Source organism: Alteromonas sp. KC3, assembly GCF_016756315.1.
GTDB lineage: Bacteria > Pseudomonadota > Gammaproteobacteria > Enterobacterales > Alteromonadaceae > Alteromonas.
In genome coordinates this window covers 3,387,500-3,408,312 of record NZ_AP024235.1, presented here as the reverse complement: position 1 = coordinate 3,408,312, position 20,813 = coordinate 3,387,500, and the positions used below count along the sequence as shown (strand labels likewise).

The 20,813-nt window shown below is 46.4% G+C and carries 18 protein-coding genes; all 18 read left to right on the top strand.

Annotation, left to right across the window (positions count from 1 at the left end; translation table 11 throughout):
• Positions 1-136 precede the first annotated feature (136 nt).
• Positions 137-961 (top strand): putative porin, encoded by an 825-nt coding sequence (locus JN178_RS15110; RefSeq protein ID WP_202262253.1) that lies wholly within the window; start codon positions 137-139, stop codon positions 959-961.
• 400 nt (positions 962-1,361) lie between these two features.
• Entirely contained in the window at positions 1,362-1,820 is a 459-nt protein-coding gene (gene mraZ / locus JN178_RS15105) for a division/cell wall cluster transcriptional repressor MraZ (RefSeq protein WP_159626811.1), read from the top strand.
• Positions 1,817-2,758, top strand: a complete 942-nt coding sequence (gene rsmH, locus JN178_RS15100) for a 16S rRNA (cytosine(1402)-N(4))-methyltransferase RsmH (RefSeq protein ID WP_202262252.1) — start codon at positions 1,817-1,819, stop codon at positions 2,756-2,758. Before mraZ ends, rsmH begins: the two co-directional genes overlap by 4 nt.
• Entirely contained in the window at positions 2,755-3,090 is a 336-nt protein-coding gene (gene ftsL / locus JN178_RS15095; protein ID WP_159626815.1) for a cell division protein FtsL, read from the top strand. The genes rsmH and ftsL overlap by 4 nt, the downstream gene beginning before the upstream one ends.
• Positions 3,087-4,901: a penicillin-binding transpeptidase domain-containing protein gene (locus JN178_RS15090; protein WP_202262251.1), complete on the top strand. Its 1,815-nt coding sequence runs from the start codon at positions 3,087-3,089 to the stop codon at positions 4,899-4,901. The genes ftsL and JN178_RS15090 overlap by 4 nt, the downstream gene beginning before the upstream one ends.
• Complete coding sequence (locus tag JN178_RS15085) at positions 4,891-6,438, top strand: UDP-N-acetylmuramoyl-L-alanyl-D-glutamate--2,6-diaminopimelate ligase (RefSeq protein WP_202262250.1); 1,548 nt, start codon at positions 4,891-4,893, stop codon at positions 6,436-6,438. Before JN178_RS15090 ends, JN178_RS15085 begins: the two co-directional genes overlap by 11 nt.
• Positions 6,435-7,844: a UDP-N-acetylmuramoyl-tripeptide--D-alanyl-D-alanine ligase gene (locus JN178_RS15080; RefSeq protein ID WP_159626820.1), complete on the top strand. Its 1,410-nt coding sequence runs from the start codon at positions 6,435-6,437 to the stop codon at positions 7,842-7,844. The genes JN178_RS15085 and JN178_RS15080 overlap by 4 nt, the downstream gene beginning before the upstream one ends.
• On the top strand, positions 7,838-8,920 hold the full coding sequence (gene mraY / locus JN178_RS15075) for a phospho-N-acetylmuramoyl-pentapeptide-transferase (RefSeq protein ID WP_202262249.1): 1,083 nt from the start codon (positions 7,838-7,840) through the stop codon (positions 8,918-8,920). The genes JN178_RS15080 and mraY overlap by 7 nt, the downstream gene beginning before the upstream one ends.
• A 6-nt stretch (positions 8,921-8,926) precedes the next feature.
• A complete protein-coding gene (murD, locus tag JN178_RS15070; RefSeq protein WP_202262248.1) occupies positions 8,927-10,315 on the top strand; it encodes a UDP-N-acetylmuramoyl-L-alanine--D-glutamate ligase in 1,389 nt (462 codons plus the stop codon).
• Complete coding sequence (gene ftsW / locus JN178_RS15065; protein ID WP_202262247.1) at positions 10,312-11,703, top strand: cell division protein FtsW; 1,392 nt, start codon at positions 10,312-10,314, stop codon at positions 11,701-11,703. Before murD ends, ftsW begins: the two co-directional genes overlap by 4 nt.
• Complete coding sequence (gene murG / locus JN178_RS15060) at positions 11,696-12,796, top strand: undecaprenyldiphospho-muramoylpentapeptide beta-N-acetylglucosaminyltransferase (RefSeq protein ID WP_202262246.1); 1,101 nt, start codon at positions 11,696-11,698, stop codon at positions 12,794-12,796. The genes ftsW and murG overlap by 8 nt, the downstream gene beginning before the upstream one ends.
• A complete protein-coding gene (gene murC / locus JN178_RS15055; protein WP_202262245.1) occupies positions 12,796-14,241 on the top strand; it encodes a UDP-N-acetylmuramate--L-alanine ligase in 1,446 nt (481 codons plus the stop codon). Before murG ends, murC begins: the two co-directional genes overlap by 1 nt.
• Position 14,242: 1 nt before the next feature.
• Complete coding sequence (locus JN178_RS15050) at positions 14,243-15,214, top strand: D-alanine--D-alanine ligase (protein WP_159626832.1); 972 nt, start codon at positions 14,243-14,245, stop codon at positions 15,212-15,214.
• A gap of 27 nt (positions 15,215-15,241) precedes the next feature.
• Positions 15,242-16,012, top strand: coding sequence for a cell division protein FtsQ/DivIB (locus JN178_RS15045; protein ID WP_202262244.1), 771 nt, complete (start codon positions 15,242-15,244; stop codon positions 16,010-16,012).
• A 7-nt stretch (positions 16,013-16,019) separates the two neighbouring features.
• Positions 16,020-17,249, top strand: a complete 1,230-nt coding sequence (gene ftsA, locus JN178_RS15040; protein ID WP_159626834.1) for a cell division protein FtsA — start codon at positions 16,020-16,022, stop codon at positions 17,247-17,249.
• Positions 17,250-17,357: 108 nt separating this feature from the next.
• Positions 17,358-18,524, top strand: a complete 1,167-nt coding sequence (gene ftsZ, locus JN178_RS15035; protein WP_202262243.1) for a cell division protein FtsZ — start codon at positions 17,358-17,360, stop codon at positions 18,522-18,524.
• 210 nt (positions 18,525-18,734) lie between these two features.
• A complete protein-coding gene (gene lpxC, locus JN178_RS15030; protein ID WP_202262242.1) occupies positions 18,735-19,646 on the top strand; it encodes a UDP-3-O-acyl-N-acetylglucosamine deacetylase in 912 nt (303 codons plus the stop codon).
• A 174-nt stretch (positions 19,647-19,820) separates the two neighbouring features.
• On the top strand, positions 19,821-20,699 hold the full coding sequence (locus JN178_RS15025) for a M23 family metallopeptidase (RefSeq protein WP_159626837.1): 879 nt from the start codon (positions 19,821-19,823) through the stop codon (positions 20,697-20,699).
• The last annotated feature ends 114 nt before the right edge of the window (positions 20,700-20,813 follow it).

The window sequence follows — 20,813 nt, the reverse complement described above, 5'->3', positions numbered from 1 at the left end:
GAAAAACCCGCGTAAAAGCGGGTTTTTTGTATCTGCTACTTCTGTTCAGATTTCGTCATTTTCCATTCAGAATTCGTTAAGTTTTAATTGTTTATCTTTGTTCCTGTTTCCAACACACTACTTTTTAGGACAAGACATGGATATCAAAACAAACTCATTTAAGACGGCGCTTACTGCACTTTCTATTGCTGCTGCCTCCATTTTCAGTGCTTCAACGTCTTTCGCTGCTACGCAAAATGAAGTACAAATTTTCGCAGCCGATTTTGAAGGTGTTGACGACAACCTGTATGGCGCGTCGTACACGCGATACTTAGGTACAGTAAAAGGAAATTCTGGCGCTTATTTGATTAACCCTTACTTACAACGCGTTTCAAGCGTATCGGGTAGTTATGCCAACGTTGACGGAATCGATTTTTTCTCTTTGGGCTCGACTTACTACTTAAACAAAGAGTGGATGATTGATATCAGTGGTACGCATAGCAGAAACGACATTGGCTCGGTAGATAACGACAATACCAATATTGATTTCCGTGTAGGCTTTAACCTCACGCGGGAATGGCAAATTGGTGCAGGGTTAAATTACACGCACTCAAGTATTGAAGGTCGCTTTGACGATGTAATTGTTGACGACAGTGAAAGCGACACCGCTGCACTGGCCTTTACTCGTTACACCACCGTTGGCAAATCTGGCACCGGCTGGGATTTAATGGCGCAGTATGTGGCAGGTGATGCCGACGTAATAGAAACCAGCGCGCGCTATTTCTTTAGCCCTCAGTTAAGTGTTGGCGGGGCTTATAGTTATGTAAACGCACCAAGTGGTTTCGATGACATTCAAACCGCAAGCGTTGAAGTTGATTACTGGTTCAATGAACAATTCTCAGTTAAGGCCAGTTATGAAACCGATGTAGACAGCGATGTAACCGCAGACGTTGCCTTACTCAGTGCTTCGTATCGTTTCTAAGTCTGTAACTCGATTCCTCTATAAAGGAGCATGTTTAACGTGCTCCTTTTCTTTTTTCACAAGGCTTAATTCTTTATCAGCCCTTTAAGCAACTTTTTTCGCGACTTTTCTACTGTCATTCGTCGATTAATTTCTAACGCATCAAGCTTTCTAGTCTCAACAGCGATTTTTTTTACACGCCTAATCATAGACTTCCTAAAACTACTGTTTATCCAAACAGTATAAAGCCAGTAAATACGCGGCTTACACGGCACTTTTCTACTTGACAGTGGGGATCATTGATACCTAAACTGTATCTCAGTGGGTAAATGTGGCGAATTGTGGATCAAATCATCATCACTTTGCAGATTAGTACTCAAATAATAAGAAAACCAAGAGCAAATAATAAAAGGCTAGGGGAATGTTCCGCGGCGCTAACGCAATCAATCTGGATACAAAAGGCAGACTGGCTATACCGACGAAGTATCGTCAGTCGCTGCTGGATGATTGTCAGGGACAACTAGTCTGCACAGTCGATACACAACAAAGTTGTTTGCTACTTTACCCACTTCCCGAATGGGAAGAGATTGAGCTTAAGCTCATTAAACTTTCAAGCATGATCCCAGCGGAGCGCAGAATGCAGCGCTTGCTACTTGGTCATGCATCAGAAGGTGAAATGGATAAAAGCGGACGTATTCTTATTCCTACTCCACTGCGCGCACACGCGAAACTATCAAAAGAAGTCATGTTGGTTGGTCAGTTAAACAAATTTGAGATTTGGGATGCCGAGGTATGGGCACAACAAATCGAGGTTGATATCGACACCGAACGCAAGGGCGAATTTGAACTTACCGAACGATTACAGGACTTCTCTCTATGACACAGCCAAGCGAATTTAAACATATTTCAGTACTGCTTGACGAATGTATTGACGCTTTGGCGATTAAACCTGATGGCATTTACGTAGACGCTACATTTGGACGCGGTGGTCATTCAGCGCACATCCTTGCTTCACTTGGTGAAAATGGTCAACTGATTGCGTTCGACCGCGATCCTCAGGCAATAATAGCCGCTGAGCGTTTTGCTGACGACGCACGCTTTCGAATTATCCATTCGCCTTTTGGTGATATGGCAGAAGAGATTGAAGCCTTGGGCCTGACAGGCAAAATTGATGGCGTGTTGATGGATTTAGGCGTGTCGTCACCACAATTAGATGATGCAGAGCGAGGCTTTAGTTTTCTTCGAGATGGGCCTTTGGACATGCGCATGGATACCTCTAAAGGACAGAGCGCTGCGCAGTGGTTGGCAAGTGCCGAAGAACAAGACATCGCGCAAGTGATCAAAGAGTTCGGGGAAGAGAAATTTGGTAAGCGTATCGCTCATGCTATTGTAAATACACGAGAAGAAACGCCCATCACACGTACCGCACAGCTAGCGAAAATTATTGATGAAGCTGTACCCGTAAAAGATAAATTTAAGCACCCTGCTACGCGTGCATTTCAAGGCATCCGTATATACATTAATGCAGAGCTTGAGCAGTTGCGTGTGGGTCTAAAGGCGGCAACTCAGGTTCTAGCGAAAGAAGGCCGTTTGGCCGTGATCTCGTTTCATTCCCTTGAAGATCGTTTAGTAAAACGTTTCATTAAAGAGCAAAGCAAAGGCAAAGCTGTACCGCATAATTTACCAATCACGCAGGCCGAAATTGACGCCGATAAAGTGTTAAAAGCGCTGGGCAAAGCAATCAAACCATCAGAGCAGGAGATTGCGAACAACGTTCGCTCTCGCAGTTCCGTATTGCGGGTGGCAGAAAAACTATGACCAAGCAGCGCGCTGATAAATCCAGCACGAACTTTAGCTTACTGCTGATTATTGTTTCAGATTTGACCCGCAACAAGTTGCGGGTTTTGTTGTATTTAATGGTTATTGTAAGTGGCATGGCCGTGATCTTAAGTAGCCATCACAATCGACAGCAAGTGATCGCACTAGAAGACTTGATGCAAGAGAAAGACGAGCTAGATGTAGAGTGGCGTAATCTTGTGTTAGAGCAGCGTGCTCTCACCGAACATAATCGCATTGAAACCTTGGTTGAAAAGCAGCTAGAAATGTATCGCCCGACTGCTGACGATGAAGTTGTAGTGAGGTTGAAATGAGTTTAACTGAATCGGCACAGTCGCTTAATAAGCCTCGCGCATCAAACCGCAGCGGTAATCGCACTAAGCAATCTGGCGCTAAACAAAATGTCACACCTAGCTTAGTGCACTGGCGTTTTATTGTGGTATTGGTGGTCATTATTGCCGTGTTTGGTGTGCTTGCCTCACGCGCTGCTTACATCCAAGTTATCGAACCCGATGAGCTTATTCAGCAAGGCGATAGTCGTACGTTACGTACCCGAAATATGCCCACTTACCGCGGACTTATTACCGACAGAAACGGCGTAGAGTTAGCGGTAAGCGTACCGGTACGCGCTATTTATGCCGACCCGAAAATTATTCACGACAACAACGGGTTTAGTGAGCAACGCCGCTGGGAAGCGCTTGCAGATGTGCTGCGTCAAGACGTTGACGAATTAAAAGAAAAAGTGGCTAATCCCAAGCGCCGCTTTGTGTACTTGCAACGACAAGTGTCGCCCGCAATGGCCGAGTATGTTGATAAGCTCGATATTCCTGGTATTTATCTTCGCAGAGAGAGCCGCCGCTATTACCCCACGGGGGAAGTGTCAGCGCAGCTAATCGGAGTGACCGATGTTGATGATACTGGCGTTGAGGGTCTTGAGCGCATGTATAACGAGTGGCTAACGGGGACGCCAGGCTCCCGTAAAATTCGTCGTGATGCTAAGGGACGCCAAGTCGAAATTCTAGAAATGAAATCTGGCGAAAAAGCAGGTGACCTTCAGCTATCTATCGATCAGCGTATTCAGGCGCTAGCGTATAAAGAAATTAAAGAAGCGATGATTTACTATCAATCAAGCTCGGCGTCAGCCATTGTGATTGATGTTAAAACTGGCGATGTATTGGCTATGGTGAATGCACCATCGTTTAATCCTAATGACAGAAGTGATATTTCGCCCCATCGCATGCGTAATCGCGTGATAACCGATGCCTTTGAGCCGGGTTCGTCGCTCAAACCTCTTGCAGTATTAACTGCATTGGAGTTCGGTGAAGTTGAGCCTGAAGACACTGTCGATACCTATCCTGGTTGGATGCGCTTAGGCGGTAGCCTAGTAAAAGATACCCGCAACTATGGTGAGTTGACGCTAGAAGAAATTATTCAGCATTCATCCAACATGGGAACATCAAAATTGGCGCTATCTGTGCCAAAGCAATTTCTACTTGATACCTATTACAACATGGGACTGATGAGCGACACCGGACTTAACATGGCCGGCGAGAGTAGTGGTATTTTCCACGAGCGCAGTCGCTGGTCCGAATTTGAGCTTGCAACCTTGTCTTTTGGCTATGGCATATCGGTGACCACCGCACAGCTGGGTAGACTTTATGCCACGTTAGCCAACGGTGGTATTAAAACACCGCTCAATATCATTAAATCACCTAAGCAACCGTCATGGCAGGCGCAAGCTGAGCGCGTGATAAGCGAAGAAAACGCCAAAGCGATTGTGCAAATGATGGAAAGTGTTACGCAACGAGGCGGTACCGCAACCAAAGCGGCGGTTCCAGGCTACCGAGTGGCAGGTAAAACAGGTACGAGTAGGAAAGCGGTTGCAGGTGGCTATGGTGAAGAGTACGTCAATATCTTTGCCGGTATTGCCCCCGTTTCTGATCCACGCCTAGTAACCATAGTTCTGATCAATGAACCTGGTGGCGACTTGTATCATGCAGGAGATACCGCTGCACCTGTGTTCTCATCCATTATGGGGGGCGCACTGCATATGCTTAATATAGCGCCCGATGACAAGCAAGTCACCTCAAGTAGCCTATTGAAAGGAGGTCAAAGTGGTAGTTAGTGCCTTTATTCAAAGTACACGTGCATTGCTCGCGAAATTTGGTATCGACGCACCTGATATTCGCATTGAAGGGCTAACGCTCGATAGCCGAGAAGTGAATACGCGCTTAGCGTTTATCGCAATAAAAGGGCACGAACTAGACGGCCGTGATTTCATCCCGCAAGCAATAAGTTTAGGGGCCCGTGTAATATTGGCGCAAACTGAAGACAGTAGTGCCCATGGACAAATGGAAATGCGTGACCATAGCGTCATTATCTATTTGCACGAACTACCTCAAATGCTCTCTGCACTTGCAGCGGCCTTTTATGATTATCCTGCACAAAAAATGACGACGGTAGCGGTAACCGGGACAAACGGAAAAACCTCTACAGTTCAATTGCTTACGCAGTTGAAGGATGCGCTTGGAACACGCAGTGCCAGTATTGGAACGCTTGGCAGCAGTGTGTTTGAAGGCAGTGAAACGCAATGGAAATCGACACCTGCGGCGAATACAACGCCAGATGCCATACGTATGCAGTACTTGTTGGCAGAGTTTGTGCAAAGTGAAGTCCGTCACACGGCCTTTGAAGCAAGCTCTCATGCACTGGTTCAGGGCCGTTTAGGTACGGTAAAAACAGATATAGCGGTGTTTACAAACCTCACGCGTGATCACCTTGATTATCACGGCACCATGGGCGAGTACGGTAGAGCTAAGCGTTTGCTTTTGCAACAACCCGGGTTGTACGCGGTAATACTCAATGCCAATGATGCCGAAAGTGCCAAATGGCATGCGCATGCCGACGATGCAATAACACGGGTATGGACGGGGATTGATGAGGGAAATAGTGAAATCAACGATACTCATAAACAACCTCAGCATCGCCATTGTTTCGCCACAAATGCCACCTATCATTCGTCAGGTTGCGATTTTGATTTGGTAACGTCATGGGGCAACGCAGCGATAACCTTGCCTCTATTCGGTAAATTCAACATCAGTAATGTGTTGAGCGCAATAGGTACATTACTCGCTGAAGGTGAGCGATTTGACGATGTGGTTAACGCGGTCAATGCCATTACGCCTGTACCAGGACGCATGGAAGTATTTGCCGTCAATAATGCCGCCAATATGGTTGTTGATTATGCGCACACCCCAGATGCATTAGAAAAAGTGCTACTGAGCGCCAAATTTCATACGAAAGGCAAAGTGTGGTGTGTATTTGGATGTGGCGGAGACAGAGATAAAGGTAAGCGACCGCTAATGGGGCAGGCTGCCGAGGCTGGCGCAGATGCAATAGTGATAACCACTGACAATAGTAGAAGTGAAGATCCGCAAGCTATTGCCGCTGACATTATCGCCGGGATTAACAATCGTGACTTGGCTGTGTCTATACCGGATAGGGAGCAAGCCATTCGTCATTGCCTGTCACATGCTGATGTTAACGACATCATCATTGTGGCTGGTAAAGGCCACGAAGACTACCAAATTATCGGTGACAAGAAGACTAATTATAATGAACGTGCAGTTGTGGCGCGACTGCAGCAGGAGTACAGCAAATGATAACAACTACGCTGTCATGGATAGCCGAGAAAGTGAATGGAACTCTTTTAGGTGCGTCTGAGGATATTGAAGTATCTGCAATTAGCACCGATACGCGAACGATAGAAAGCGGCGCAGTATATTTAGCGTTAAAAGGCCCTAACTTTAATGGCCATGATTTTATATCGCACGCACAAAACGCCGGCGCGAGTGCCGTGATTGCCAGCGAAGAGGTAAATACCACATTACCTGTTATTCGCGTTGAAGACACCAAGCAGGCATTAGGCATGCTAGGAGCAGCAGTGAAGGCACTGGTTGCACCAAAAACTATAGCGGTTACGGGTAGTAGCGGTAAAACGACAGTAAAAGAAATGTGCGCCTCAATTCTAGAGCGCCGCGGCAATGTGCTGGCGACAAAAGGCAATTTCAATAATGATATTGGGGTTCCACTAACGTTGTTGCGTTTAGAGCCTCACCACGAATTTGCGGTTATGGAGCTTGGCGCCAATCATTTAGGTGAAATCGCCTATACCACCAATTTAGTTAAGCCTGATGTCGCAACCATTGTAAATGCAGCAGCTTCGCACCTTGAAGGTTTTGGCAGCTTGTTGGGCGTGGCACGAGCAAAAAGCGAAATTTTTAAAGGCCTTGGCGACGATGGCGTAGCCATTGTTAATGTAGACAGTCAGTTCGCAGACTTTTGGTTGGGTAAACTAAAACACACCAAAACGCTTACATTCGCCCCAGATCAAAAGAATCCGGCAGATTTTCATGCTGAAGATATCACTATTGGTCTTGATGGCTGTGCGTCATTTCACCTTGTGTGCCCACAAGGTGAAATTGCTATTCAACTTACTATTCCTGGCATTCACAATGTGGGTAATGCGTTGTTATCTGCAGCGCTTACGCTTCAAGTAGGCGCTACGCTGGAAAACGTGCGCGATGGTCTGCTAGCAATGAAACAAGTCAGTGGGCGTTTAAACGTAAAACAGCTGACTGAGCAAGTTCGACTTCTCGATGATACTTATAATGCAAATGTAGCCTCGGTAAACGCGGCAATTGACACACTAAGTAGCTTTTCAGGCATTACAGTGTTGGTGCTTGGCGATATGAAAGAGCTAGGCGAAAAGGCGCGTTATTATCACGAACAAGTAGGAGAGTACGCCAAACAGAAAGGTATCGACTACCTCTACACTATGGGAGTACTAAGTCAGTCAGCAAGCGCTGTGTTCGATGAAAATGGCGGGCATTTTAGCGACGTAGAGAGTTTGTTGGCCGCAATGGAGAGTGATTTGTTAGTGCACCAGCGCGATATTTCAATTTTAGTTAAAGGTTCACGCAGCTCTAAAATGGAGCGCGTGGTAGAGGCGATCGAGGCCTCTACGCTGGGAAAGCTTGATAGCCGTCGGGAGCGTATTGCATGTTAATTTGGCTTGCCGATTGGCTGACTCAATTTGAATCTGGGTTTAACGTATTTTCATACCTTACTTTGCGCGCGATTTTAAGCACGTTGACCGCGCTGCTGATTGCTATTTTGATAGGCCCCAAAATGATCCGCTATCTGCAAACCATGCAGATAGGTCAAACCGTGCGCGATGATGGTCCTCAAAGCCATTTGTCCAAATCGGGAACGCCAACCATGGGCGGGCTACTAATACTCGCGGCTATTGTGGTGAGCGGGCTGTTGTGGGCTGACTTAACTAATCGCTATGTACTTGTTACGTTATTTGTTGTGGTGGCTTATGGGATTATCGGATTCGTAGATGATTACAGAAAAGTCATCCGCAAAGACTCGAAAGGCCTTATTGCTCGCTGGAAGTATTTTTGGCAGTCAGTTGTCGCACTTGGTGTCGCTTTTTTCCTGTACAGTAGCGCGACCTTAAGCGCGGAGACTTCGTTGTTAGTCCCGTTTTTTAAGGAAGTTTTCCCGCAGCTTGGGGCGTTCTTTATCATCATTACCTACTTTGCCATTGTAGGAACTAGCAACGCGGTAAATCTGACGGATGGATTAGACGGGTTGGCCATCGTGCCTACCATTTTAGTGGCGGGTGCATTTGCTATTTTCGCTTATGTTACAGGGAATGCGAATTTCGCCGCTTACCTCAACATTCCGCACATTCCACTTACTAGTGAGCTTGTTATTGTATGTACTGCAATGGTGGGGGCTGGCCTAGGGTTTCTATGGTTTAACACATACCCTGCTCAGGTATTTATGGGCGATGTAGGCTCACTTGCGCTTGGGGGAACCTTGGGTGTACTAGCAGTGTTGGTGCGCCAAGAACTGGTACTTATCATTATGGGTGGTGTTTTTGTAATGGAAACACTGTCGGTTATCTTGCAGGTGGGCTCATATAAGTTACGTGGTCAGCGTATTTTCAGAATGGCGCCTATTCATCATCACTATGAGTTAAAAGGATGGCCAGAACCGCGGGTAATCGTGCGTTTTTGGATCATATCCATCATTTTGGTGCTAGTTGGACTAGCAACGTTGAAACTGAGATAAGGTTATATGTCATATAACGTACGCGAGCATAGTTATGTAGTCGGTGGCCTAGGCGTTACAGGTCAGGCTTGCGTGCGCTTTTTACTGCAACATCAAGCTTCGGTAAAAGCGTTCGATACACGAGAGCAATTGTCATTGCCTGATGATTTAGCCCAGACACTGAAAGATAGCGTAACTACCGCTGAACTGACAAAAAGCTACTTTGACGGTGTCGATACCTTAGTACTGAGCCCTGGACTAGCCGTGGATATCGCGCAAGTACGCCTAGCAAAATCCTGTGGCGTAGAGGTTATAGGCGATGTGGAACTCTTTGCTCGCTTAAATCGCAACCTTCCATCACCGAAAAAAGTGATTGGCATAACTGGATCTAACGGTAAAACCACAGTGACACTACTGACCAATCATTTGCTAAATGCCTGTGGCGTTCGCAGTATTGAGGCGGGTAACGTGGGTCGTCCTGTGCTCGAGGCGCTAGAAAGTGACGCCGACGTCATTGTGATGGAGTTATCAAGCTTTCAACTTGAAACAACCTCATCACTGTTGCTCGAAACTGCGACCGTTTTAAATATTTCTGATGATCATCTCGACAGGCATGGCACGTTAGAGAATTACATTAATGCCAAGCACCGAATATTTGACAATGCAGCGTCAGCCGTAGTGTGGCGCGATGGCGAATTTGTTGCGCCGGATGAAGACGCCGAGCAATCTATGTCACATATTGTTGAGTATGGTTTAGGTGAGTCCGAAACAGGCTTTGCTGTTGCCAGCATCGAGGGCGTTGATACCTTAGTTTACAATTCAACTCCCCTGATTAGACTTGACGCCATACCCCTAGCGGGCACACACAATGTGCTTAATGTAATGGCTTCGCTTGCTATTTGCTGTGAGCTTGGCGTGCAGCCCCAAACGGCAATCGAGCATTTGGCAAGTTTCAAAAGTGCTCCCCATCGCTGTGTAGAAATAGCGAATGAAAACGAAGTCCGCTTCATCGATGATTCTAAGGCAACAAATATAGGTGCAACCGTTGCGGCACTTGAAGGATTAGGGGCATCGACACAAGGTCGTTTGATATTAATTGCCGGTGGCGATGCTAAAGGCGCAGACATGCAAAGTTTGGCGCCCTATCTTGAGAAGTATGTGGCTCACGTTTTTGCTATTGGTAAAGATGCGCCGCAAATAGCTGCGGTCTTCACGCGTACAAGTCAATGCCACTCGATGCAGGACGCAGTGCAAGGTGCCATTGCACTTGCTGAAAAAGGTGATGTGGTATTGTTATCGCCTGCTTGCGCCAGTATAGATATGTTCAAAAACTACATGCATCGCGGTGAAGCGTTTAAGCATGCAGTAGCATCAGCGCTGGCTGTTGATAATGAAGCGCAAAAGGTGGTGTCATGATGACGGCAACCACAAAACTTAGTGAATTATTCTCTGCGCGTCATGACGGAGCGGCACAGCCCAGTGCACCTTATGATGTAACGCTCATACTGATTGCATTAGCACTAATGAGCATCGGCGTTATTATTGTAACGTCCGCATCCATGCCAGTTGCTGACAGGCTACATGACAACCCGTTCTATTTTGCTATACGTCACGGTATTTACATTGTTGCTGCTGTGGTTGCTGCCATGGTGGTGTTACAGCTTCCCATGCAATTTTGGCGTATGACTAACCCGTACTTATTGCTTGCAGCCATAGGGCTTCTGGTCGCGGTTCTTCTTATTGGTAGAACCGTAAATGGTAGTACGCGTTGGTTAGCAATTGGTCCTATTACTGTGCAGGCTGCAGAGCCCGCCAAGCTTTTCTTTTTCGCTTATTTGGCGGGTTACCTTGTGCGTCGGTATGAAGAGGTGACCGAAAACCTAAAAGGGTTCATTAAGCCCCTTGTCGTGTTCTTTGTGCTTGCAATGTTACTTCTGTTACAGCCGGACTTAGGGACTGTTGTTGTGATGTTCGCCACCACAATCGGTCTTTTGTTTTTGGCGGGCGCAAGACTGTGGCAGTTCTTTGCTTTAGTGTTTGTGGGCGTGCTTGCAGTTGTAGCACTCATTGTTTTTGAGGAATATCGTCTTAAGCGTGTTACGTCTTTCTTAGATCCATGGGCCGACCCGTTTGGTGCGGGCTATCAGCTTACTCAATCTCTAATGGCTTACGGTCGAGGCAATTGGTTTGGCCAGGGACTTGGTAATAGTTTACAAAAGCTAGAGTTTTTACCTGAAGCTCACACTGACTTTGTAATGGCAATCCTTGCCGAAGAACTTGGCTTTGTAGGCGTTCTTGCTGTCCTAGGTTTAATACTTTGGATGGTGCTGCGAGCGTTGAATATTGGCAACAAAGCATTGGAAAAAGGCCGTGCTTTTGATGGATATCTGGCTTATAGCATCGGCATTTGGTTTAGCTTTCAGACAGCGGTAAACATTGGTGCGAGTGCAGGTATTCTTCCTACTAAAGGGCTGACCTTACCATTAGTAAGTTACGGTGGCTCATCGCTGATTGTGATGTCCGTCGCGGTGGCCATTTTATTGCGCATTGACTTCGAGCTGCGTGTCGATGGTGTACAAGCACTGGGACGCGGTGATAGTAAGGGTGAGCATAAAAAGACCAGCACTAAAAAACGCAGCAAGAAAACAAAATCAGTGACACCTGTTACTGACAACGAACACAGCTTCGATAGTGCAACAGTTGCCGAAAAGCCAGCCACAAAAGCGCCATCTCCTGAAGACGAGGGCAAAGCGGGCATTAAAGCGATATTGGCGCGTGTTGCTGAGGAGGCTGACAATGGCTAAGCGTTGTTTGATCATGGCGGGTGGCACTGGTGGACATGTTTTCCCCGGACTTGCGGTGGCAAACGCATTGCGTGATGAAGGCTGGGAAATTCATTGGCTTGGCACCGCAGAGCGAATGGAAGCTGATGTCGTACCTAAGCACGGTATTCCTATCCATTTTATTCCTGTTAGGGGACTGCGTGGAAAAGGCCTGTCTGCACGCATTAAAGGGGCCATCGCACTGGTTAAAAGTCTATTTTCGGCAAGACGTATTATCACGCGTATAGCGCCTGACATCGTGGTAGGTTTTGGAGGCTATGCGAGTGGTCCAGGCGGTGTTGCCGCTAAAACACTGGGCATACCCGTTATCATTCATGAGCAAAACGCTGCAGCGGGCATGACCAACAAATTGCTTAGTAAAATAGCCACTCGTGTACTACTTGGTTTTGATGATGCGAAAACACAATTTTCTGGCGCTATTAAAAAAGTGCACACAGTAGGTAATCCAGTTCGAGATGCTATTTTTTCGGTAAAAGCAAAAGTGGCTGAGAATAGAGTGAGTGAAGGAAACGGTTCGCTGAATATGCTTGTTGTTGGCGGTAGTTTAGGGGCGCAGATCTTAAACGAAACTGTGCCAGCAACGTGCGGCGCATTATCCGGTTTATCCATTATGCACCAATGCGGCAAAGGAAATAGCGAAAACGTTAAACAGGCCTATGAAAGCGCAGGCGCAGACATGACAAAAATCAAAGTGAGCGATTTTATTGATGATATGGCTGCGGCATACGAATGGGCTGATTTCGTAGTATGCAGGGCGGGTGCGTTAACCGTTAGTGAGGTTGCCGCAGTAGGCAGAGCAGCCATTTTCGTTCCTCTACCGCATGCAGTAGACGATCATCAAACAAAGAATGCGCAATCATTGGTCAAGCAAAATGCTGCTGTTTTGATTGCACAAAATGTATTAAAAGACAACTTAGGGCAAGCGGTGCGTCAGTGGCTTAAACATCCCGACGACTGCTTGAAAATGGGGGCATTGGCGCGTAAGTGTGCGAGTACCCATGCCACAGAACATGTAGTAAGCCACGTTAAAAGCGTGGTAGGAGTAGGGGACTAATGGTTTTTAAAACCCCATTTGAAAGCCCGCAAATGCGCAGGGTCAAAAATATATTTTTTATTGGTATCGGCGGTGCCGGTATGGGCGGTATCGCAGAGGTATTGCTAAATGAAGGTTATGCGATTGCAGGCTCTGATATTCAAGAAGGGCCTATGACGCAACGCTTAAGTGAACTGGGCGCTGACGTGAAAATTGGCCATCGTTCGGAAAACGTGGAAGGTATGGATGTTATTGTCGTGTCCAGTGCCATAAACGAGCAGAACCCAGAAATCATTGTTGCTCGTGAAAAGCGTATTCCAATTATACGCCGCGCTGAAATGCTCGCCGAACTCATGCGTTTTCGTCATGGCATTGCTGTGGCAGGAACCCATGGTAAAACAACCACTACAAGCTTGATTTCTACTATTTTTGCAGAAGCAGAATACGATCCTACGTTTGTGATTGGCGGGCTGCTTAACAGTGCTGGTACTAATGCAAGACTAGGTAAAAGCCGCTATCTCATAGCAGAAGCTGACGAGAGTGATGCGTCATTTCTCCATCTGCAGCCTATGGTGTCAGTAGTCACCAATATCGAAGCAGACCATATGGATACGTATGGCGGCGACTTTTCAAAGGTCAAAGACACGTTTGTCGACTTCCTATCTAACTTACCATTTTACGGTCAGGCAATTGTGTGTGGGGACGATGCAAATATTCAAGAGATTCGCCCGCGTATTGGTCGCAGTATTCTTACCTATGGTTTTGAAGCACATAACGATTACCGTGCAGAAAACATTCGTCTGTCTTTTGGTAAAGCAAATTTCACTGTTATTCGTCCAGAATTACCCGCGCTTGAAATCACATTAAACCTAACCGGTAATCACAATGTGTTAAACGCACTTGCCGCCATTGCAGTTGCAACTGATGAAGGTATCGAAGATGACGCCATTATTCGTGCACTCGCCAGTTTTGGTGGGATAGGTCGTCGTTTTGAGCAACTAGGTACGTTTACAACGAGCAAGGGTGAGGTGTGCTTAGTAGATGACTATGGGCACCATCCAACAGAAGTTAGAGCGACGATCGCTGCGGCAAGAGCGAATTGGCCAGACAAGCGCCTTGTTATGGTTTATCAACCTCACCGTTACACGCGAACCCGTGATTTGTACGAAGATTTTGTTGAAGTCCTGTCTAGTGTAGATGCGCTATTGCTGTTAGATGTTTACGCAGCAAGTGAGCAACCCATTGAAGGCGCTGACAGTAAATCTCTGTGCCGCTCTATACGTCAAAGAGGGCAAATAGAACCTGTTTATGTGGGCGGCAAAGACGCATTACCAGCGATATTGGCCAATATTATGCTCGATGGAGACATAGTGATGACCCAAGGGGCGGGGAATATTGGACAAATTGCCAAGCTACTTGCAAAGCACCAATTAGAGCCACAACAACTTGCTAAGGAGGGAGAATAAGATGTTTAAACCCTCAGTTAGTACTCACTCTCCATCGGAATATGGCAAAGTTGCTGTTCTGTTAGGTGGCGATTCAGCAGAACGCGAGGTCTCGCTTAATTCAGGTACGGCAGTACTAAACGCGCTGTTACGTCAAGGTGTGGACGCTTTTGCATTCGACCCTGCTGAGCGTCCTTTAACTGATTTACTTACACTCGATGTCGACCGAGCGCTTATTATGTTGCATGGTCGCGGCGGTGAAGATGGTTCCATGCAAGGGGCATTACAGCTACTTAAAATTCCTTATACAGGCAGTCGAGTGTTAGGTTCAGCATTGGCGATGGACAAAATTCACACGAAGCAAGTTTGGCAAAGTTTGGGCTTACCGACAGCAAAATATGAAATTGCTGATAAAAGGCACTTTGAAGCTGGTAAGTGCAGCGCTATAATGGATAAATTGGGGAATGAAGTCATGGTAAAACCGGCCCGAGAAGGGTCGAGTATTGGCATGGCACGAGTGACTAGCGCTAAACAACTCGAAACTGCTATTCAAGACGCCTTTAAATATGATAATCAAGTCTTGTTAGAGCAGTATATTGACGGCCCAGAGTTCACTGTTTCTGTATTACAGGGGCAGGCTTTGCCGTCTATTCGCATGTCTACTCCACATACATTCTACGATTATGCTGCTAAGTATCAGGATAATACTACGGAATATTACTGTCCCAGCGGTTTGTCCGAAGAACAAGAGGTGCAACTAGCAAAGCTTGCTGCACGTGCGTTTGATGCAGTGTCTGGCAGTGGTTGGGGGCGTGTTGATGTCATGCAAGACAACCAAAGGCAGTTTTATTTGCTCGAGGCAAATACAGTGCCGGGAATGACAGAAAAAAGTTTAGTCCCCAAAGCAGCTAAAGTAGCGGGGTTATCGTTTGATGAACTGGTTTTAAGTATTTTATCGACCAGCTTTGATGACAACCCAAAGACGGCGGTTTAACCGCCAGCTTAGAATGTATAAAGACGAATGACTGAACCAAATACTGAGCAAGGTGCCGCTAACTTAGCAGCACCTAAAAAGAGCAAAAGAGCCATGTGGAGCGGCGTCGCCTTCTTGGGCTTGGTGCTGGCAGGTTTAGTCTTTGGTGGCATGAAAGCTAACCAGTATTTGTACGATGAGCAACAAATGCCGGTGCAAGTGATCGATTTTTCTGGTGATTATCAGCATATCGACATTGCAAAGCTCGAGCGATTAATTCGTAAAGCGCAACCCGGAAGTTTTTTTGCGCTTGACGTTAACGAAGTATTTGAACTCGTTGAATCACAGTCTTGGGTTTACCGTGCTTCGGTTCGAAAAAAGTGGCCGAACACACTGAAAATTTATTTGGTTGAACAACAACCTGTTGCCAAGTGGAACGAAGATTTGTTGCTTAACCCCTACGGCGATACGTTTAACGATGAAGGGGTTGAGTTGCAATTACCTAGGTTATATGGCCCGGGCGGCAGCGAAAAAACGGCACTTGAAGGTTACAATGCCATGCATGCGTTGATAACAACAACGGATATGGCCATTGATGAGTTAAGCCTAAGCGAGCGATTTGCTTGGCAAGTGCAGTTAAAGAACGGTATAAAATTGAATTTGGGGCGCCAAGAGTTTATCGATAGATTACAACGCTTTATCGATGTTTATCCGCTGTTGGCGCAGCAAGAGAAGGCGGTGAAATACGTCGACCTTCGCTATGACACGGGTGTTGCCGTTGGTTGGAACGATGACAACACCACAGATGAAGAGAGTTAAGGAAACCATGTCAAAACCTGCTGAACGCAATTTGATTGTAGGACTAGATATCGGCACCAGCCAAGTGAAGGCTGTTGTGGGCGAACTGCTAGAAGATGATCAAATCAGTATCGTTGGCGTGGGCACCCATGCGTCAAAAGGCATGGACAAGGGCGGCGTTAACGATTTGAACTTGGTGGTTAAGTCGGTACAACGTGCAGTGAACGAGATGGAGTTAATGGCAGATTGCCGTGTGTCTTCAGTTTTCATGTCTATCTCGGGACGTCACGTAAAATGCCAAAATGAAAATGGCATGGTGCCAATTAATAACCAAGAAGTAACACAAGAAGATGTAGATAATGTGATTCATGCAGCGCGTAGTGTACCTATAGCTGCTGAGCGACGTTTACTACATGTTTTACCACAGGAATTTACTATTGACGTACAAGAGGGAATTAAAAACCCGATTGGCATGTCAGGCGTAAGAATGGAAGCGGATGCACACATTATTACGTGCGCAGATGATATGGCAAAAAATATGGTTAAGTGCGTTGAGCGTTGTGAGCTTAATGCCGATCAGCTTATTTTCTCAGCCCTAGCATCTAGCTATGCCGTGTTGACTGATGACGAGCGCGAGCTTGGTGTCTGCGTAGTCGACATTGGTGGCGGTACGATGGATATGGTGATTTACACTGATGGTGCAATTCGTCATACGGCCGTAATTCCTGTTGCAGGTAATCAAATTACCAGCGATATTGCTAAGATCTTTAGAACGCCTATCAGCAATGCTGAAGAAATTAAGGTGAATTACGCCTGTGCATTGAAAGATATGGTAAGTATGGAAGACAGCATTGAAGTGCCGAGTGTGGGCGGACGCCCTGCTCGAGTGATGTCTCGTCATACATTGGCTGAGGTCATTGAACCTCGTTACCAAGAGCTTTTTGAACTGGTACACGATGAAATTCGTGCCAGTGGTCTGGAAGAGCAAATTGCTGCGGGCCTCGTGCTCACAGGCGGCACTGCAAAAATGGAAGGTGCTGTAGAATTTGCTGAGGAACTTTTCCAGATGCCCGTGCGCGTGGGCAAACCCATCAACGTAAAAGGCTTGTCTGAATACGTTGATGATGCCGGCTTTGCAACAGTTGTAGGACTGCTGCAATATGGCAAAGTACAATCTGATAATAAGAAATCCAGTACGCAGAAACCCGGTGAAAGCTTATTTCAACGAGTGCAAAGCTGGTTTAAAGGTGAATTTTAATTTTATTTTGGGGGCGCTATAGCTACGGCATTAAGGCTGGCAGGACGCAATTAGCCTAAGGGAATGACCTGGCGTAGTGTTGAAAAGACGTACAACCGGAGAGTAAGTATGTTCGAATTAATGGATAGTCACGGCGAAGAAGCCGTAATCAAAGTCATCGGTGTCGGTGGCGGCGGCGGCAATGCAGTTGAGCACATGGTGTCTCAAAGCATTGAAGGCGTAGAATTTATCGCAGTTAACACCGATGCACAGGTGCTTCGCAGCTCAAGTGCAGACGTAACACTTCAAATTGGTTCAAGTGTTACAAAAGGGTTAGGTGCAGGTGCTGATCCGAATATTGGTCGTGAAGCAGCACAAGAAGACAGAGAAACCATTCGCCAGGCATTAGACGGCGCTGATATGGTTTTCATCACTGCCGGTATGGGCGGTGGTACGGGTACGGGCGCTGCGCCAGAAGTGGCAAAAATTGCACGCGAAATGGGTATTCTTACTGTAGCAGTAGTGACCAAACCGTTCCCATTTGAAGGTAAAAAGCGTACCTCTTTTGCAGAGCAGGGCATTGTTGAACTTGCGAACAACGTAGACTCGCTCATCACCATCCCTAATGAAAAGCTGCTTAAAGTGATGGGCCCAGGCACACCACTACTTCAAGCTTTCAGTGCAGCGAACGATGTACTACGCGGCGCTGTTCAGGGGATTGCAGAGCTTATTACACGTCCTGGTCTTATCAACGTTGACTTTGCTGACGTACGTACTGTTATGTCTGAAATGGGTAAAGCAATGATGGGTAGTGGCGCGGCAAGCGGTCCAGACCGTGCTGAAGAAGCAGCAGAATCAGCCATTGCAAGTCCATTACTTGAAGATATCGATTTGTCAGGTGCGCGCGGTATTCTCGTGAATATCACAGCAGGCCCAGACTTCGCTATTGACGAGTTTGAGACAGTAGGTAACGCGGTTAAAGCTTTTGCTTCTGAAAACGCAACGGTTGTAGTCGGTACGGTTATTGATATGGAAATGACTGACGAACTACGCGTAACAGTTGTGGCAACAGGTATTGGTGCAGAGCGTAAGCCTGATATCTCACTGGTGAGTTCTGAAGGTTCTCGTTTGACTCAAAGCGCCAAAGAGTACGGCAGCACGCAAACAAGCGAGCCGCGTTCTGCAGTGGGTGGCACTGAGGGCAACCAAGCGCTAAAAGCTGATGACAGTGCGCAACCTGACAACGACCTAGAGTATCTTGATATTCCAGCGTTCTTGCGTAAACAGGCAGACTAATTTAGCTGCCTGAAAAGGAAGGGAATTATTTTGCAGAAGTGTTGTCTTACACTATTGAGTGTAAATCAACACAATGTAATGTAACTGCGTGGAAGGTTGAAATAAGCCAAATTGATGCCATTTTGATGGCATATTGGGCAAATTTTGACATGTGAGTAATAACTCACTATAATTCGCGCCCGCTTTTTTAATAGGTAAAAGCTTAAGCAGATGATTAGACAACGTACAATCAAGCATCCAGTACAAGAGACTGGAATTGGGCTTCATAAAGGGGAAAAGGTCACAATGACTCTCCGACCTGCGCCTGCAAACACGGGAATCGTGTTTAGGCGTGTTGACCTTGAACCTCATGTTGATATCCCTTCGCGTGCAAACGCGGTGGGTAATACCATGCTGTGTACGTGTCTAAACAATGAAGACGGTGTAACAATCCAAACCGTTGAACACTTAGCGTCTGCGTTAGCAGGGCTGGGAATCGACAATATCATTGTTGAAGTAGACAGTAACGAGCTGCCAATTATGGACGGAAGTGCAAGCCCGTTCGTATTCTTACTTCAGTCTGCGGGTATTGAAGAGCTTAATGCACCGAAGCAATTTATCCGTATTAAAAAGCCAGTTCGTGTAGAAGATGGCGACAAGTGGGCTGAATTAGTGCCGTATGATGGCTTCCGCGTAGATTTCCAGATAGATTTTGATCATCCGGTGATCAGTCAGACGCGTCAGCATATGACAATGGATTTTGACTCTTGTTCATATGTTAACGAAGTAAGCCGTGCGCGTACGTTTGGGTTCATGAGCGACTTAGAATATATGAACGCGAACAACCTAGCATTAGGCGGTAGCATGGAAAACGCTGTCGCGCTTGATGAGTTCAGAGTGCTAAATCCTGAAGGCTTGCGCTACGACGATGAGTTTTTGAAGCATAAGATCTTAGACGCTATTGGTGATTTATACCTTGGCGGACATAGTTTGATCGGCGAGCTTCGCGCTTATAAAACAGGTCACGGTCTTAATAATAAGTTGTTGAATGCCGTGCTAGAACAAAAAGACTGTTGGGAATATGTGACGTACGATTCGCAAGAAACTGCGCCAATTCGTTACGCTCAGCCAGTACTCGCATAAAAAAATTGTGAAAAGCCGCCTACGGGCGGCTTTTTTTCGTATGGCAATTACTGAAATAAATGATACAGTAGCCGGATAATTATATAAATTTCACCCACGTGACACAAAAACAAACTCTAAATAGAAAGAGTTGAGAATAAAACACGGGCGTGAAACAGCATTTTTCTTCGTGGTATGAAATTAACGATTACATTAGCAGGCAAAAATAAACGCTACCGACACAGTATTAGTGTCCGTACGCTCGTGAGCGCAACCGTGCTCTCGTCTATTTTTATGTTAGTGTCGAGTCGTTCTACCGAATCGGTATCTGAAGATATCGCTCGCGTGCGTTTAGCGCAAACCGAAGTCAACGAAACACAAAAAGACGTTGAAGCGTTAAAACAACAAACCACAATCAAACTTCAAGCGTTGCTTTCTCACATCGCAGAGCTCTCTGCACAAACCCGTTTGTTAGACGAAAAGGGAAAGCAAATTGCAACAGAATTAGGTATGTCAGCGGCTGACCTGGACGCTTTCGTACCGGTATCGATACCGGATAACCTCCAAGATGATCCTTTACTTCACGAGATAGCCAAGCTCGAACAATCGCTCGATTTAAAGTCTCAGCAATTGTCTATGCTTGAAAGTCTGGTTAGGGGTCACCATATATACGAACAGAGCCAATTATCTGGTCGTCCGATAGAGTCGGGGTGGTTGTCTTCTTATTATGGTATGCGTGCCGATCCCTTTACCGGAAAGCCTGCAATGCACAAAGGCTTGGATTTCGCTGGTAAAGCAGGGGAGAACGTTGTAGCGACTGCCGCAGGCATTGTGACTTGGGCGGGTGATCGTTACGGCTACGGCCAATTAGTAGAGATTGATCACGGTGATGGTTTTGTGACCCGATACGGACACAACGATACCCTTACTGTTTCAATAGGTGATGTGGTTACCAAAGGGCAGCCTGTCGCAAAAATGGGCAATACTGGGCGCTCTACGGGTGTGCATGTCCACTACGAAGTAATAAGAAACGGAAAACAAGTCGATCCTCTACCGTACGTATACAAGAAGTAAGCAGGTAGCAGCCAGGTAACAGTGTGCGGTTTTTAAATAAAGACTGCGTGCGCAAACAAATAATTTTGAATATCGCAAAACATGATCAGCCGTGGTTGTGTTTTATTGGTTTAA